Below are 15,148 nucleotides of genomic sequence, written 5' to 3' on the forward strand. Positions count from 1 at the left end.
AAAAGAGCTCAAATAGGGCAAAGTTTTTTCGATTGATTCGGATTAACTGTTTTCATGAATGGGAAAGATGTATTAGTAAACTGGCGTGTAATGAAAAATTTATGTTAATTAGCTCTAACTAATTCATAGAGAAATAATGAGGCGCAAATATTAGGGATATGCCGTTAGGCACGATTAACAAATATACTACAGACAAAATGGGTACCGGTTCAAAAGTTACACAGCTACTTGTTCGTCTTAGGGAAGGTGAAGAAGGCGTATTTGACAAAATTTATCCTCTTATCTACCAGAAATTACATCAGATGGCCCACTCTCATATGGTCCGGCAAAGCCCTGATCATACACTGTCCAAAACAGAACTGGTGCATGAGGCCTACCTCAAAATGATTGACCAAACCCAGATTGAGTTCAACGATAAATCTCACTTTTTGGCAATTGCATCGCGATGTATGCGACAAATTCTTATTGACCATGCAAGAAAAAAACACGCCCAAAAGCGGGGTGGCCAAGATAAAGATCTGACCTATATTGATGGCATCCTGAATGCTCAAAAACAAAAAGCGGAAGAATTTATAAATATTGACGAAGCGTTAAAGGAACTGGAAACACTAAATGAGAGGCTCGTCAGAGTTGTTGAAATGCGTTTTTTTGGAGAGATGACTATTGCTGAAACGGCCAGTGCTCTTGACATTTCTGAAAGTACCGTAAAGAGAGATTGGATGAAGGCACGGGGATGGCTTTATAAAAAGTTAAAGCAAAGATTTGAAGTAGAGTAAGTGAACTGATTCATGCATTACACTTCGTACATCTAAATAGGTAGCACAAATTTAATACACTGCATTCTCAGACAACAATAACTTATACAGGTTTATGACATGGATGATCTAAACTGGGATAAAGTAGAAACGATTATTGACGAAGTTTTAAGTCTTCCCGAGGAAAAACGATATACCTATATAGAAGAAACATGTGGCCATAATCAGCGCTTGAAGGATGAGGTTACACAATTAGTTGAATCAATTTTTGATTCAGAAGGATGGCTGAAAGACCTTAAAGATCATAAACATGAATTTTATGATGACGTCTCGGAAGACTTAAAATCTCTTAGTTCCACTCAAGATTTTGTTGGCCAGCAAGTTGGATCCTATACGATCAAGGAAAAAATCGGTCAGGGAGGGATGGGACTTATATATTTGGCAGAGCATACGGATGACAATTTCAGTCATCAAGTCGCCATCAAAATTATACGCGACGGTCAGGCTACTAAGACAAATATCCAACGATTCCGTAGAGAACAACGCATTTTAGCCAGTCTAAATCATCCAGGTATAGCGCAACTCTATGATGGTGGGATCATAGATAAAGAAACTCCCTATATCATCATGGAGTACGTTTGTGGAATACCCATTACCAAATACTGCCGCAAACACAACTGTTCAATTGAAAAGCGGATCGACCTATTCAAACAAGTGTTAGAAGCTGTTCGCTATGCTCATGAAAATTTGGTCATACACAGAGATTTAAAACCCGATAATATTTTAGTTGATGAAAGCGGCCAGATTAAGATTCTCGACTTTGGAATCTCCAAACTATTAGAGGATGAGCATAATCTTTCTCTTACCAAGACAGGAGCACGGCTTTTGACTCCCAAATATGCAGCTCCCGAACAGATTAAAGAAACCAATATTACCACCGCCACTGATTTGTATTCACTGGGTGTTATTTTTTATGAACTTTTATCTAATAGGCCACCTTTTGATTTAGATGATTGCACCACCTATCAAGCCGAACAGATTATATTAAACCAAGCTCCTACCAAGCCCAGCAGCAGATGTTCTGATAACCATTTATCAGAAGCGTTACGGGGGGATTTAAATGCGATAGCTTTAAAAGCAATCAGAAAAGAACCTAACCAGCGATACCGGGTAGCAACAGAATTTCTGGAAGATTTGAACAATTATTTAAAGGGATTGCCAATTTCAGCCCGGACCGATTCTTTTCAATATCGTTCATATAAATTCATAGGACGCCATAAACAAAGTCTAACGGCTGCTGCCTTTATTTTTATACTGATTATTGGTCTAACCGGATTTTATACCTGGAAAATTGCAGAAGAACGTAACCATGCCCGCGTAGAGGCACAAAAGGCCGAGAATATTTCCAACTTCTTGTTAACCCTGTTTGAATCAAGTCATCCGTCAAATTCAGGGCCGGAAGACATCACCGCACGCGAACTCCTACAAGAAGGTCGACAGAAAGCCGATCAAATAATAGATGAGGCTATGCAGGCAAATATGCTTTCTGTCATTGGTCAGGCCTATGCCAAACTTGGATATAGAGACAGCGCCCTTACAATTTTAAACCAATCCAAAGATTTAATTAAACGTACGCATGGGCAAGAAAGCCTTGAATATGCAACCATTAATTTTGACATAGGCAACACTTATGATGTTTATGCTGATTTGGCTCTGCCGTTTTATCAAAAATCATATAACATCCGGTCCGAACTGCTTGGCAAAAATCATTTGAGATCAGCAGAATCTTTGCTTCAAATTGGGAAAACACATAATAACCTCGGAAATACCGATTCAGCCCGATATTATCTTGAAAGATCAGAAGATATTATTGCCAAATCTACAACTCCTAATCCCTCAATAGAATTGGAAGTTGATCAGGAGATAGCACGCCTATACTACTATTCAAAGGACTATCAAAAAGCCGAAGAAGCCTATCTTGAACTGCTTTCACGACCGAAAGATAATCTCCAAACTGATTCATTAGCTATCAGCCGATGGAATCAAAATCTGGCATGGGTCTATATCCGGCAGCAACAGTTTGATAAAGCCGTGCCCTATCTGGAAAAGGCCCTGTTAATTACAGAATCACTTTTAGGAAAAGGACATGAAAAAACCCTGAAGGCGAGAAATGATTTAGCAGGCGTTAACAGCGATCTTGGTAACTTGGAAAGATTTCAAAGTTTAAGCGAAGAGAACATTGAGTATACTATTGAACAATACGGTAATACACATAAAATGACCTGCCAGGCAAATTCTGCCTATGGCCTGCAGCTAACACTCTACAAGATCTTTGATAAAGGAGAAAAATATTTGCGTCAAGCCCTCGAAATTTGTTCCAGTGCCATGGGCAGCAACCATATTTGGACTGCTTTTGCAAATGCAGCGCTATCTGCCAACCTTGAGTTCAACAATAAACCCGAGGCTTCTCTTAAATATTTTAACGAGGGCCAAAAAATATTTAAAAATAACTCAGCCAAGCTCAACAGAGTTAATAAACGTCAGATTTCTATTCTGTTGAGATTATATAATGAAGTTGACCCATCAAGTAAAGATAGAATAGAAAGCTATTCAAACTTGCTTGCAGAAGATGATTCCTAACGTCCATTAGCAGAGTGATAGTTATATAATTTTTTAAACAGACATAGCCTGAATTATATCTCCTTCCTTACCATATAATCCTTTTTGAAATATATTTGTCACTTTACTTAGTTTTTGATCTATATATTGATTGGTAATAAAATTAACACAAGTTCTTATTGATCTTTATTTATTTTAGGCTGTAAGCGCTTACGGTTATCAAAGAATTCACATTCTTTAAAGCCACAACACATTCATCATAAAAATCCTTATACTTAGCACTTGAAATTGGCGGTGATGGTAACTGTCAATTTTTATTTTTTCGAGCTGTTATAATAAAAACGCTAAAGGAATCTAAATTCACTTATCAATGAGTAAGCATTCACATCCCCGAAGTAAAATCGGACTTGATTATTTAGGGTTAGAGAACAACGAAGAGACTCTCTGGAACCTCACGGCCCCCGAACTTTACGAAGAGGCTATTGAAAATGGAGAAGCGGTCCTTACAAAGGATTATGCACTTCGTGTTTTAACAGGCAAGTACACCGGACGATCGCCCAAAGATAAATTTATCGTCGATCAGCCTTCCATTCATGACGATATTGATTGGGGCGAAATAAATCAGCCTACAAATGAGGAAGTTTTTGAAAATTTGTTTGAAAAAGTAACCGGTTACATGCAGGATAAGAAGTTGTATGTAAAAGATTGCTATGCCGGTGCTGATGAAAAATACCAGTTGAATGTACGAGTAGTAAGTGAAGCAGCTTATCACGGGTTGTTCTCACACAACATGTTTATCCGTCCTACGAATGACCAGCTCAAAAATCATGATCCGGATTTTACCGTAGTAGCGGCTCCCAACTTTAAAGCTGATCCCGAAGAAGATGGAACACGCAGTGAAGCTTTCGTACTCGTAAATTTTGATAAGAAGATCATCCTTATCGGTGGAACATTGTATTCCGGAGAAGTAAAAAAGGGGATTTTTTCTGTGATGAATTACCTGCTTCCCAAGCAGAATGTAATGGCTATGCACTGCTCAGCCAATATGAGTCAAGACGGAGACACCGCTGTATTCTTTGGGTTATCTGGAACAGGAAAAACGACCCTGTCATCTGATCAAAGTCGGGTACTTATTGGTGATGACGAGCACGGATGGAGTGAAGACGGCGTCTTTAATATCGAAGGCGGATGTTATGCTAAAACCATCAACCTTTCTGAAGAAGGTGAACCGCTCATTTATGCGACCACCAAAATGCCCGGAACCATCCTTGAAAACGTAGTACTCCATGGAAATCGAGAACCAGACTTTGACGACACCAGCTATACCCAAAACACGCGCTGCTCGTATCCTATTCATTACATTCCCAATGCGGCAGATAATGGACAAGGAAACCATCCAAGTAATGTAATTTTCCTAACTTGTGATGCATTTGGAGTCCTCCCTCCCATTTCCAAACTAACACCGGAACAGGCAATGTATCACTTTATCAGTGGATATACGGCTAAGGTAGCGGGGACTGAACGTGGAGTCACTGAACCCCAGGCAACATTTTCAGCTTGTTTTGGAGCACCTTTTATGCCCTTGCATCCCACGGTATATGCCGAGCTGTTGGCGGATAAAATCCGTAAGCACAACTCAACCGTTTGGTTACTCAATACCGGCTGGACCGGCGGACCGTACGGCGAAGGACATCGCATGAAACTGGGTCATACTCGTCAAATGTTGAGCGTAGCTCTTGAAGGCAATCTCGATGAAGCCACTTTCGATATCGATCCGGTATTCGGGTTAGCTATTCCCAATAAAGTGGATGGCATTCCTTCAGAGATACTTACTCCACGAAATACCTGGAGTGACAAGGATGCCTATGATGAAAAAGCAGAGGAATTAGCTGCCATGTTTGCCGAAAACTTCCAGCAGTTCGAAGATGAAGCAAGCAAAGAACTCATCAAAGCCGGACCTAAAGTATAATTAGTTATTGGTTAAGTGTTATTAGTTATTGGGGAGCTCCCTAATAACTAATAACCAATAACTACTATCCTTCCTCCATCACTGCATTCAACTTATCCAGGTTATCCTGTACGCGTAGCGCTTCTATAACCTCTTCAATTTCTCCCTTCATAATATCTTCGAGATTATACAGCGTTAAGTTAATGCGATGATCTGTCAATCTACTTTGCGGGAAGTTATATGTTCGAATTTTAGCACTTCGATCACCTGTTGAAATCTGGCTATTCCGCTCTTCTTCACGTTCCTTGCGTAATTTTTCCTCCTCTTTTTCATACAGCTTTGAACGCAGCATTTTCATTGCTTTATCCTTGTTCTGATGCTGTGACCGCTCCTGCTGACATTCTACTACCACACCACTGGGCTCATGCGTTAACCGTACAGCCGAATCCGTCTTGTTTACGTGCTGTCCCCCCGCCCCACTGGCGCGAAAAGTATCTACCCGGATATCCGACATATTTACATCTATATCCACCTCCTCGGCTTCGGGCAATACGGCGACAGTCGCAGCAGACGTGTGAACACGTCCCTGTGTCTCGGTCTCCGGCACTCTTTGAACACGATGAACACCACTTTCATACTTCATCTTGCCATAAACCTCATCGCCCTCAAGACCAAACGTAAGCTCCTTATATCCTCCTTTTGTAGATTCGCTAAGACTCAGCAGATTTAACTTCCAACCTTTTTTGTCGGCATAGCGACGATACATATCAAAAAGATCGCCCACAAAAATAGCCGCTTCATCACCACCGGTACCGGCACGTAATTCGACAATTACGTTCTTCGAATCATCCGGATCCTTGGGAATAAGCTTAAACTTGATAGCTTCTTCCAACTCTTCGAGCTGTGGTTTGAGCTCTTCCAGTTCAAGTTCGGCCATCTCTGTAATTTCCTCGTCATCTCCCTCTTCAATCAGTTCTTTATTACCGGAAATCTGATTTTTAGTTTCTTTCCATTTGTCATATAGCTCCACCAATTCCTTCAAATCACTGTGCTCTTTGGTAAGCTCGGTATAGCGGTCAGGATCGTCATACACCGACGGATCACTCATTGCCGCAGTCACTTCTTCAAACCGTTCTCTTACCTGCTCTAACTTTGCTTCAATATCCATATACCTACTTCTTTTGGAAGTGTTTTTCTATTTTACCGCCATTAAAATACGATACTTTCCGCAAAATTAAGAATAGATAACCTATTCAAATTACCGGATCTATTTTCTTAATTCCCAATCGAATAATTATTAAGTTCGGGACAAATTTGAAACTATTAAAACAACAGATTAATGGATAAAAATTCGTTATCGGCAACGTTTAAACTCGGCTTTCTGGGTGCGGGACAATTAGCCCGAATGTCGGGATTGCAAGCCTTTAGATACGGTATTCAACTTGCTGTTTTTTCTGACCGGGAGGAACATGAGCCTGTACAATTTATGACTCCGCATTCCATGACCGGCTCCTATGATTCTGCGGACGATCTTGCCAATTTTGCTAAAGAGTGTGATGTTCTTACGCTCGAAAATGAATTTATTGATTCTTCAATTCTCAGGGAGGCCCAGGAACAAAGCGGCACCAATATATTTCCCTCCCCCAATACATTCGCAAAAATTGAAAATAAGCTGATCGAAAAGCGTACTTTTGAAGACGCCGGAATTCCGGTTACTCCCTACGAAATTGTGAAAACCGTGACAGACCTAAAGGACTTTGGACAAAATTACGGCTGGCCTTATGTTCTCAAATCATCCAAAGGCGGATATGACGGCTATGGTAATGAGACAGTCCGAAACATTGAAGAAGCTAAAAAAGCATTTCGTGAATTGGGCGGTCATAACAATCATGACATTGTAGCTGAAGCTTTTGTAGATTTCACTCACGAATTGGCAGTACAAGTTGCCCGAAATGAGACTGGACATGTGGTTTATCCCTGTTGTGAAACGGTACAGGAGAACCACATCTGTGTAGGGGTTAAGTCTCCGGCTCCTGTTTCACAATCCATCCAGCAAAAGGCACAAGAGATGGCCCTAAAAGCTACAGAAGCCATCGATGGAAAAGGCATTTTTGCCTACGAGTTTTTCTTGACGAAAGAAGGAAACCTCCTTCTCAACGAATCTGCCCCCCGTCCCCACAATTCAGGTCACTACACCATTGAGGGATGTGTTACATCGCAATTTGAAAATCACGTCCGCGCTGTCATGGGACTTCCACTGGGTTCATCAGAATTACGTACCCCTTCCGTGGCAATGATCAACCTTTTGGGCACCGATGAGCGCGATGCGCAAGTTGATAATGCATTAGAGGCACTGGCAGGAAGCGACGGCCATCTTCATGTTTACGGCAAGCTCGACAGTCGTGTGGGACGAAAAATGGCGCACTATACACTGCTTGGAAACGATATGGATAAGACCTATGAAACGGCACAAAAAGTCACAGAAAAGATCAGAATATAATTTCAGTTACAGAATTCAGGATTCAGTTGTCAGAATTAGTTGATTCTGAATTGTGAATTCTGACTACTATATTCAAAGCACAATTTCTAATCTATATTTCTAACAAAGTATGAGTAAAACTACTCCTAAAGTCGGTGTAATCATGGGCAGCGACAGTGACTGGCCTACAATGAAAGCTACCTGCGAAATATTAGACGAATTTGATATCCCCTACGAGAAAAAAGTGGTTTCAGCACACCGTACTCCCGATGATATGGCTGAATACGGAAAAACTGCCCGGGAACGTGGTATTCAAGTCATCATTGCAGGTGCAGGCGGTGCAGCACATCTTCCCGGAATGACAGCCGCTCATACCACACTGCCGGTTATTGGCGTTCCTGTTAAAACGAGCACGTTAAGCGGACTTGACAGCCTCTACTCCATCGTTCAAATGCCACCTGGCGTCCCCGTAGCTACAGTAGCTATTGGCAAAGCGGGTAATGCAGCCCTTCTTGCAATTCGCATGCTTAGTACCAAAAACAGCGAACTTGCCGATAAACTGTCTGATTATCATAAAGAGATGGCTGAAGCTTCGCGGGCAAAAACGCAGAACCTAAAATAGGTTGTTATGCATCTGCATGAACAGGATTTCTTAATGCGGCAAATTCAATTCCTCACCCAATTGCTGCAGCAGATTATTTTCAAAAAGAATCAAGATAAGTATCAAGAGGCTATAGAAGAAATCCAAAATGCTTTAACCAAACTTACCAAAGATCATCCCAAGGCATTCCACCAACTTGACTTTGAGGAAACACTTGAGCTTTTTACTAAAGATAAGACCTTTGAATCTGAGTTGGCTTTAGCAGTTGCAGATCTCCTTGTAGAACAAGGGAAACTTTTATATGATGAGTCATTTAAGCGTTCTCAAAAGTCAATGGGGCAGGCGCTCATTTTATATAAACGATCGTTGAAAAATCCCAATGCCTCTGTTCCATTGGATATCGAACACAAAATTAAAAACCTTGAAAAGAAAGTGTCAGCGAACCATCTTGAGCAAATAAATAACATTCTCAACTAAACTGGTTATTGTGGCTGAGTATAATGAGAGACTCGAAGATTTACTGGATCACCATCTGATTGCTAATGAAGAGCTGGAAAAAAAGAAAGCAAGAGGCGGAATTGGCTATCTCATCAACGGGAATATGTGCTTGGGGATTTATGAGGACTTGCTCATAGCCCGAATTGGAGATAAGTTGGCATCATCATTGGTAGATCGTCCCGGTATAAGAAAATATTTACCGGATCAGGGGCTATATGATGACTTTATCATGATTGAAAAAAAGGTGTATTCTCATACAAAAGCTCTTCAAAAGTTTATCGATCAAAGTATCTCCTACACCGGAAGTTTGCCAGAAAAAGACCACGGCAAAACACGACAAGATTCTTAGTTAATTGCAAACATCACAGAGGATATTATAAATACATCCGTAATATCATCTGAGCTATTAGCTTTCTTATACAGCTCATATAAGTTTTATAATTACTCTGGCAGAAGGTCTTTAATCCTGGGTTCTAGCTCTTTATTCGTAAGCGCACCAACGGCAAAATACTCCAAGTTTCCTTTCTTATTGATAACATACGTTGTTGGAATTCCCATCGTAGGACCATATTTATCCATGATAGTGCCGTCATCAATTACTATTGGATAGGATACCTCGTACTTCTCAATAAATGGTCGTACTACCGACTCTCCCTGCTCATCAATGGATACTCCTAAAATCATCAATCCCTTATCTTTATACTTTTCGTACAGCTCTTGTAAATCAGGAGTCTCTTCCCTGCACGGCGCACACCAGGTAGCCCAGATATTCAGCAGTACCACCTGTCCTTCATAATCCGAAAGTTTAAACGCCTCATCACTAAGTAATGTAACTTCAAAATCACGAGCTTTTGCCTCACGCTGAGCAGGATATAATTGTGCCGATCCGGAATCAAGTTGTTCGAGTGGCTTGGTGGGACCTTCTTTTTGGGATTGGTTATCCGACTCACATCCCCAAAACAAAAAGGCAGTTATCAATAGTAACAACTCGAAAAAATAGAATGATTTCTTCATTATCAGATCTTTACCCTCATAATTGATCAATGCTGAGCAAATACTTCAGTACTACCATCATTCTTAAGTAAATACACTTTAAAGGGCTCATTTATTTTTGTATTCATTCCCGGAGAACTGGCGGGCATCCCGGGTACTACTAAACCACGAGCATCGGGCTTTTCTGCTAACAACCGTTGGATATCCTCGGCTGGCACATGTCCCTCTACCACATAATCACCAACCACAGCAGTGTGACAAGCTCCCATATCTTGTGGCACCCCTTGATCGGCTTTGACGCCGTACAGATTATGCGAATTCACTGATTTAACACTATAACCATTACCCTGCATGTAAACAGCCCATTTATCACAGCATTGGCAACCTTCATTTTTATACATAACAACCTCAGCCGTCGAGTCGTTATCCTGGTGCTCATAATAGTTATCAACAATATACCAGATGGCACCACCGGCAATAAGAAGTATTAGTGCGGCGTAAGAAAAAAATTTTTGGGGCTTCATAATCAGAATATTTGCCGTTTTAGAAATGAAAAGTACCTGAGGGGGGACTCGAACCCCCACGACCGCAATGGCCACCGGATTTTGAATCCGGCGCGTCTACCAATTCCGCCACTCAGGCAATTAATTTAAGAAACAGAATATAAGAGATACACTGCTATTTCTACAACCCAAATTGTACTTTTTTTGGTGCCCCACCAATTCAAATAGCCCCTTCCCATAATGTTATTATTCTCATCAACCTTTATTCATTTTTATCTCAAGATCCCAAGAGGTCTCCCGTCTGAAAATTCTCCCTATATAAAGCGGTAAACCACGATTGTTACGAAATCAAATTAGTACCTCTCTACTTTTACATATTCAGACTTTATTTGTTCACTCAGTCCATAGCAAAATATGAGTTCAACACTTTTCTAATCAAGGCACCATTTTCTCCTCGAGTTGAAAAATTGCAGCAACTGGTACCTGGCAATCATGTCCCGATTACAATTTGAAGACCTACCTATAACATCAAATTGAAATCTCAAAATCAGCTGGATTCCAAAACAGTATCTTTGTCTCGTAAGAGATCATCAATAATTCCCAGTAGAGATTGATATTCAAAAGGCTTTTTAATAAATCTATCTACTCCTATTGTACGTGCTTGTTTTCGAATAGCATCATCAGCTTTCGAGGAAACCAAAAAACATGGGATGTTCTCTCCTTTTGAGAAACCCCTCACCTTTTCAATCAGTTCAAAACCGTTGAGTTCAGGCATATGGATATCTGAAATAATCAAGTACGGCGTATCAACTGACAGGGCTTTAATCAAATCGGCCCCTTTGCTAAACGCCTCAACAGAAAAGCCCTCTTTTAGTAACACTTTCTCCAAGAGTACTAACTGTATAGGAGAATCATCTACTATGAAAATTTTTAAATTATCCATGTCCTAATTGCTATAGTAATACCTTAAAACCATATTTCATTTTATACTAATTTTGGAAGGGGGCTAAACTAATTATTTTATCCTCTTTTTTCGCTTAAGTTTTATTAATTAAACATTTTCTAATCCGCTTAAGCCATATAAAAACAAGGATCCTCTATTCAAAGAACTTTATGTATTTATTACCTAATTGTCGAAACCCATTAATTAAAATTTGCTTTGAGAATTGTAAAATTAGTGCGAAATTAGCATACTAACCCAACTAAATATCATTTTACTTTGTAATAGTTTTATACAGAATTATGGCTCAAGATACACAGTTACAATCAAAAAAAGTGCTGATTGTAGAAGATGACAGTATTCAACAACTATTCCTTGAGCGTATTATTAATCAAATGGGACATACCGTCATTGGTTCCAGTTCAAAAGGCTCTCAAGCCATAGAATCGGCCCTACGTATTGGAGCGGTTGATCTTATTTTAATGGATATCAATCTTGCCGATGATGTTGACGGTATTGAGGCAGCTAAAGAAATTAACAAGCACCGCGATGTAAAATTAGTCTATATCACTTCTTCTGAAGACCCAAAAGATCTGGAACGAGCCCAAAAAACGGATTATGTGGCGTACCTAACGAAACCATTATCAAAAGAGAGTTTAGAGAATGCTTTTGCTAAGGCATTTTCCACAACCCCAATATAACCCCACACCAAGGGTTCTAAAGTTTTAGTTCTAAAAAGACTTTTATTAATAGTTTTTAATTAGAAATTTTGCTGTGAATTTTAGAAAATACGTTTCATACAAAACAAACTATTCATGCTATGAAGGTATCAGAAGCTTTTTTAGTAAACACAGAAAACTTTGTACCAATCATTGAGTCATTGGTTCACTACGATGCGGATGACATCGTAATTAACAGCGATCTCTTGGAACACCTCTCCTATTCTGATCCCAATGATCTTTTGGTCATTAGAATTCTAAAAGATTTTGCCATTATCGACAACAATGGTGAGCCTGGCAAATACTTTGAGGAGTTCCAAAATCCTGAGACGACCAAAATAGCATTAGCCAAGGGACTTGTTACTGCTTATAAAGGTATTTTTGATCAGCACCCAAACATCCATCAACGGTCGCCCGAAAAAATTAAAGAGGTCTTTCAAGAACATTTTAAAGACAAAAAAACAGATCTCATCATTAAATACATTTTGGGAACGTTCCAAAAAATTGTTTCTCATATTGGCGTTTCTACTATCGATGCGGTGTTAAATGACGAAGCAAACAAAGAAAAAGTAACGGCAGAAGTTAGTGCTTCTGAAAGAAATGAAAATAGCAGTAGTAATAATGGCAGGGATCAGAGAACTAATAGCAACGAGGGTCAAGAAGTAAAAAAAGAAGAAATCAGTGACAATAGTATTGATGATTTTCTGAATGGTTTTGAAACATCATCTCCTAAAAATAGGGGCTCAGACACTAATAATGAACAATCAGAATTTACCCCCAATCCCGAGACGCACCAGACTGATGATCCCCCCATCCAAGAATTTGTAAATAGTATCGAGGAATCAACCGAGGAACCTATTGAAACAGCAGAAGAAAAAGAGAAGAAGACCAAGTCAGAAGAACTTTCTGGTACTCTTGACGAAATAGAAGAAAATAATATTGAAAAAACAGAGGATCAGGACGAAAATGAGGATGATGCTTTCGACCTTGGAACAAACGGACAGCCTGAACAAGAATCAAACTCTTCTGAATCAAACAAAAAACAAGAACCCGGAGATATCGATCCTATTGATCTGGAACTTCCAATGTCACAGGCAACGAAACCTAATAACGCTATGCAAAATGTAACCGAAGAGCATCAATTCGTAAAAAAAGCGTTACTTCGTAAGTCTGATCTGCTTCATAAAATGAAGCGGTGGGAAGAACTTGTTCCAACCCTTGAGGAGATCATTAATCGCTACGATAATCAGGAACACACTGATCTCAAAAATGCTATAGAACGTGCAGTTATTCGCCGAGCTATAGCTCTGCTTAAACTTGGTAAAAGCGAGGAAGCTCTCCCGGCCTTAAATTCTGTCATTGATCGTTTCAAAGACTCGGATAATGAGGAGTTTTATGAACAGGCATCACGAGCAATGCTTTTTAAAATTGATATCTTAGAAAAGAAAAATATTCCATCCGACGAACTGCTACCTCTTTATAACACTATCATTAACAGGCTGGACTCAAATTCCCAGCTTCTGCTTGAAGAGAAGCTCGATGCGATCCATTGTAAACGATTTGATTTGATTGTTGATGAGAACAATACTTCTATGCTATTAGATGCCAGCTCAAAGCTTATTAGCAGATTTAAAGACTCTGGAAAGCATCAAGAATATCTGCAGAAAGCCATGATCGTTCGGGCTGAAGCTCTTGATGAAATGGGTGAAGACGAGGCTGCATTAAAAGCTTATGATGAGTTTCTCAAGCGATTTGGAAACTAAAGAACTTTAACAATTCATACTTTAAAAGGCGATGTGTTAACTTACATCGCCTTTTTTATTTGCCTCTATTTTAGATATCCTTCCCTTTCTGCTCTTAACAGTATTTTTTAAATGACAACCTAAAAAAGTATATCAACAGAACTATATTCTGTTATGAATATTAACACACTGAGAGACGATACCCCGGGCACTAAAAATGTCATACATTTTAATAACGCCGGTGCATCACTAATGCCAAAGAATGTTTCAGAAAGCGTTATAAATTACCTTCGCGAGGAGTCGCTGTATGGAGGATATGAAACGGCGGATAAAAACAGAGACTCGATAAATAAGGCTTATTCATCAATCGCAGAATTTATCAACGCTCGGCCCAACGAGATTGCTCTTCTTGAAAATGCGACTGCAGCGTGGAATATGGCATTCTTTTCAATTGATTTTAGTGATGGAGATCGTATTCTAACCTCAATATCTGAATATGCAAGTAATTTTATCTCTTATTTGAGGCTTCAGGAAAAAGCAGATGTTAATTTAGAAATCATTCCAAATGATGAACATGGTCAAACTTCTGTATCATCGCTCAAAAAAATGATGGATAAAAATGTCAAATTAATCAGCATCACTCACATACCTACTAACAGCGGACTTGTTAATCCTGTTGAAAAAATTGGTGATATTACCCAAGAGTACGACTGTTTTTATTTAGTTGATGCTTGCCAGTCGATAGGCCAATATCCTGTTGATGTCCAAAAAATAGGTTGCGACATGCTCTCCGCGACAGGACGAAAATATCTGCGCGGGCCACGAGGTACCGGATTTTTATATACCAAAAAGGATCAAATTGAAAACCTCATCCCTCCTTTTATTGATTTACATGCTGCTGAATGGTCGTCAAAGCAAAAATATGAACTCCGTAACGATGCCCGTAGATTTGAAAATTGGGAAATGAACTATGCCGGAATTATGGGTTTGCAAACAGCTGTGGAATATGCCAGCGATATTGGAATCAATCAAATCTGGAAACGCATTACCAAGCTGGCAGAAAAACTACGCTGGGAACTGGCCAAATTACCTCGCGTCTCCGTCCACGATATTGGAGAGATAAAGGGAGGGATTATCACTTTTACGATAGATTCTATATCATCCCGAGAAATAAAAAATCATCTTTCCGGAAAAGGCATTAACGTAAGTACCTCCTCTAAAAGCAGTACGCTGTTGGATATGGAAGAAAGAAATCTCTCCAACCTTGTCAGAGCTTCAATTCACTATTACAACACCTTAACTGAAATCGACCAGTTCATACGTGTTGTTAAAAAAATTGCAGATCGGTAAC

The 15,148-nt window shown here is 39.7% G+C and carries 14 protein-coding genes and 1 tRNA gene; 10 read left to right on the top strand and 5 right to left on the bottom strand.

Annotation, left to right across the window (positions count from 1 at the left end; all coding sequences use genetic code 11):
* Positions 1-158: 158 nt before the first annotated feature.
* The 3 genes from CK503_RS00885 to pckA all read left to right on the top strand — a co-directional run bounded on the left by CK503_RS00885 (position 159) and on the right by pckA (position 5,343).
* The gene (locus CK503_RS00885; RefSeq protein WP_095604897.1) at positions 159-776 is read left to right on the top strand and encodes a sigma-70 family RNA polymerase sigma factor; all 618 of its coding nucleotides are present in this window, start codon (positions 159-161) and stop codon (positions 774-776) included.
* 99 nt (positions 777-875) lie between these two features.
* A complete protein-coding gene (locus tag CK503_RS00890) occupies positions 876-3,395 on the top strand; it encodes a serine/threonine protein kinase (protein ID WP_095604898.1) in 2,520 nt (839 codons plus the stop codon).
* Positions 3,396-3,744: 349 nt separating this feature from the next.
* A complete protein-coding gene (gene pckA, locus CK503_RS00895) occupies positions 3,745-5,343 on the top strand; it encodes a phosphoenolpyruvate carboxykinase (ATP) (RefSeq protein WP_095604899.1) in 1,599 nt (532 codons plus the stop codon).
* A gap of 64 nt (positions 5,344-5,407) precedes the next feature.
* Here the strand turns inward: pckA and prfA are convergent, their stop codons facing one another.
* Positions 5,408-6,490, bottom strand: a complete 1,083-nt coding sequence (gene prfA / locus CK503_RS00900; RefSeq protein WP_176466172.1) for a peptide chain release factor 1 — start codon at positions 6,488-6,490, stop codon at positions 5,408-5,410.
* Positions 6,491-6,661: 171 nt separating this feature from the next.
* Here prfA and CK503_RS00905 point away from each other — a divergent pair, with 171 nt between their 5' ends.
* The 4 genes from CK503_RS00905 (at position 6,662) to CK503_RS00920 (ending at position 9,249) form a co-directional block, all read left to right on the top strand.
* Positions 6,662-7,822 carry a 5-(carboxyamino)imidazole ribonucleotide synthase gene (locus tag CK503_RS00905; RefSeq protein WP_095604900.1) on the top strand — a complete coding sequence of 387 codons (1,161 nt, stop codon included), beginning with the start codon at positions 6,662-6,664 and terminating at the stop codon, positions 7,820-7,822.
* Positions 7,823-7,931: 109 nt separating this feature from the next.
* Positions 7,932-8,423: a 5-(carboxyamino)imidazole ribonucleotide mutase gene (gene purE, locus CK503_RS00910; protein WP_095604901.1), complete on the top strand. Its 492-nt coding sequence runs from the start codon at positions 7,932-7,934 to the stop codon at positions 8,421-8,423.
* A 33-nt stretch (positions 8,424-8,456) separates the two neighbouring features.
* On the top strand, positions 8,457-8,879 hold the full coding sequence (locus CK503_RS00915) for a hypothetical protein (RefSeq protein ID WP_176466173.1): 423 nt from the start codon (positions 8,457-8,459) through the stop codon (positions 8,877-8,879).
* A gap of 10 nt (positions 8,880-8,889) precedes the next feature.
* Entirely contained in the window at positions 8,890-9,249 is a 360-nt protein-coding gene (locus CK503_RS00920; RefSeq protein ID WP_095604903.1) for a hypothetical protein, read from the top strand.
* A 92-nt stretch (positions 9,250-9,341) separates the two neighbouring features.
* Here CK503_RS00920 and CK503_RS00925 read toward each other — a convergent pair whose 3' ends face one another.
* The 4 genes from CK503_RS00925 to CK503_RS00940 form a co-directional block, all read right to left on the bottom strand.
* On the bottom strand, positions 9,342-9,914 hold the full coding sequence (locus tag CK503_RS00925; protein ID WP_141239847.1) for a TlpA disulfide reductase family protein: 573 nt from the start codon (positions 9,912-9,914) through the stop codon (positions 9,342-9,344).
* A gap of 26 nt (positions 9,915-9,940) precedes the next feature.
* Entirely contained in the window at positions 9,941-10,417 is a 477-nt protein-coding gene (locus tag CK503_RS00930) for a DUF411 domain-containing protein (protein ID WP_141239848.1), read from the bottom strand.
* A gap of 33 nt (positions 10,418-10,450) precedes the next feature.
* Positions 10,451-10,535 (bottom strand) — tRNA-Leu (locus CK503_RS00935).
* Between the two features lie 408 nt (positions 10,536-10,943).
* Positions 10,944-11,339 carry a response regulator gene (locus CK503_RS00940; RefSeq protein ID WP_095604906.1) on the bottom strand — a complete coding sequence of 132 codons (396 nt, stop codon included), beginning with the start codon at positions 11,337-11,339 and terminating at the stop codon, positions 10,944-10,946.
* 299 nt (positions 11,340-11,638) lie between these two features.
* Here CK503_RS00940 and CK503_RS00945 point away from each other — a divergent pair, with 299 nt between their 5' ends.
* The 3 genes from CK503_RS00945 to CK503_RS00955 all read left to right on the top strand — a co-directional run bounded on the left by CK503_RS00945 (position 11,639) and on the right by CK503_RS00955 (position 15,147).
* Positions 11,639-12,037 (top strand): response regulator, encoded by a 399-nt coding sequence (locus CK503_RS00945; RefSeq protein WP_095604907.1) that lies wholly within the window; start codon positions 11,639-11,641, stop codon positions 12,035-12,037.
* Positions 12,038-12,156: 119 nt separating this feature from the next.
* Positions 12,157-13,818 carry a DUF5343 domain-containing protein gene (locus CK503_RS00950; RefSeq protein WP_095604908.1) on the top strand — a complete coding sequence of 554 codons (1,662 nt, stop codon included), beginning with the start codon at positions 12,157-12,159 and terminating at the stop codon, positions 13,816-13,818.
* A 153-nt stretch (positions 13,819-13,971) separates the two neighbouring features.
* The gene (locus tag CK503_RS00955) at positions 13,972-15,147 is read left to right on the top strand and encodes an aminotransferase class V-fold PLP-dependent enzyme (RefSeq protein WP_095604909.1); all 1,176 of its coding nucleotides are present in this window, start codon (positions 13,972-13,974) and stop codon (positions 15,145-15,147) included.
* The last annotated feature ends 1 nt before the right edge of the window (position 15,148 follow it).

The sequence above is a fragment of the Fodinibius salipaludis genome, assembly GCF_002287075.1.
Classification (GTDB): domain Bacteria; phylum Bacteroidota; class Rhodothermia; order Balneolales; family Balneolaceae; genus Fodinibius; species Fodinibius salipaludis.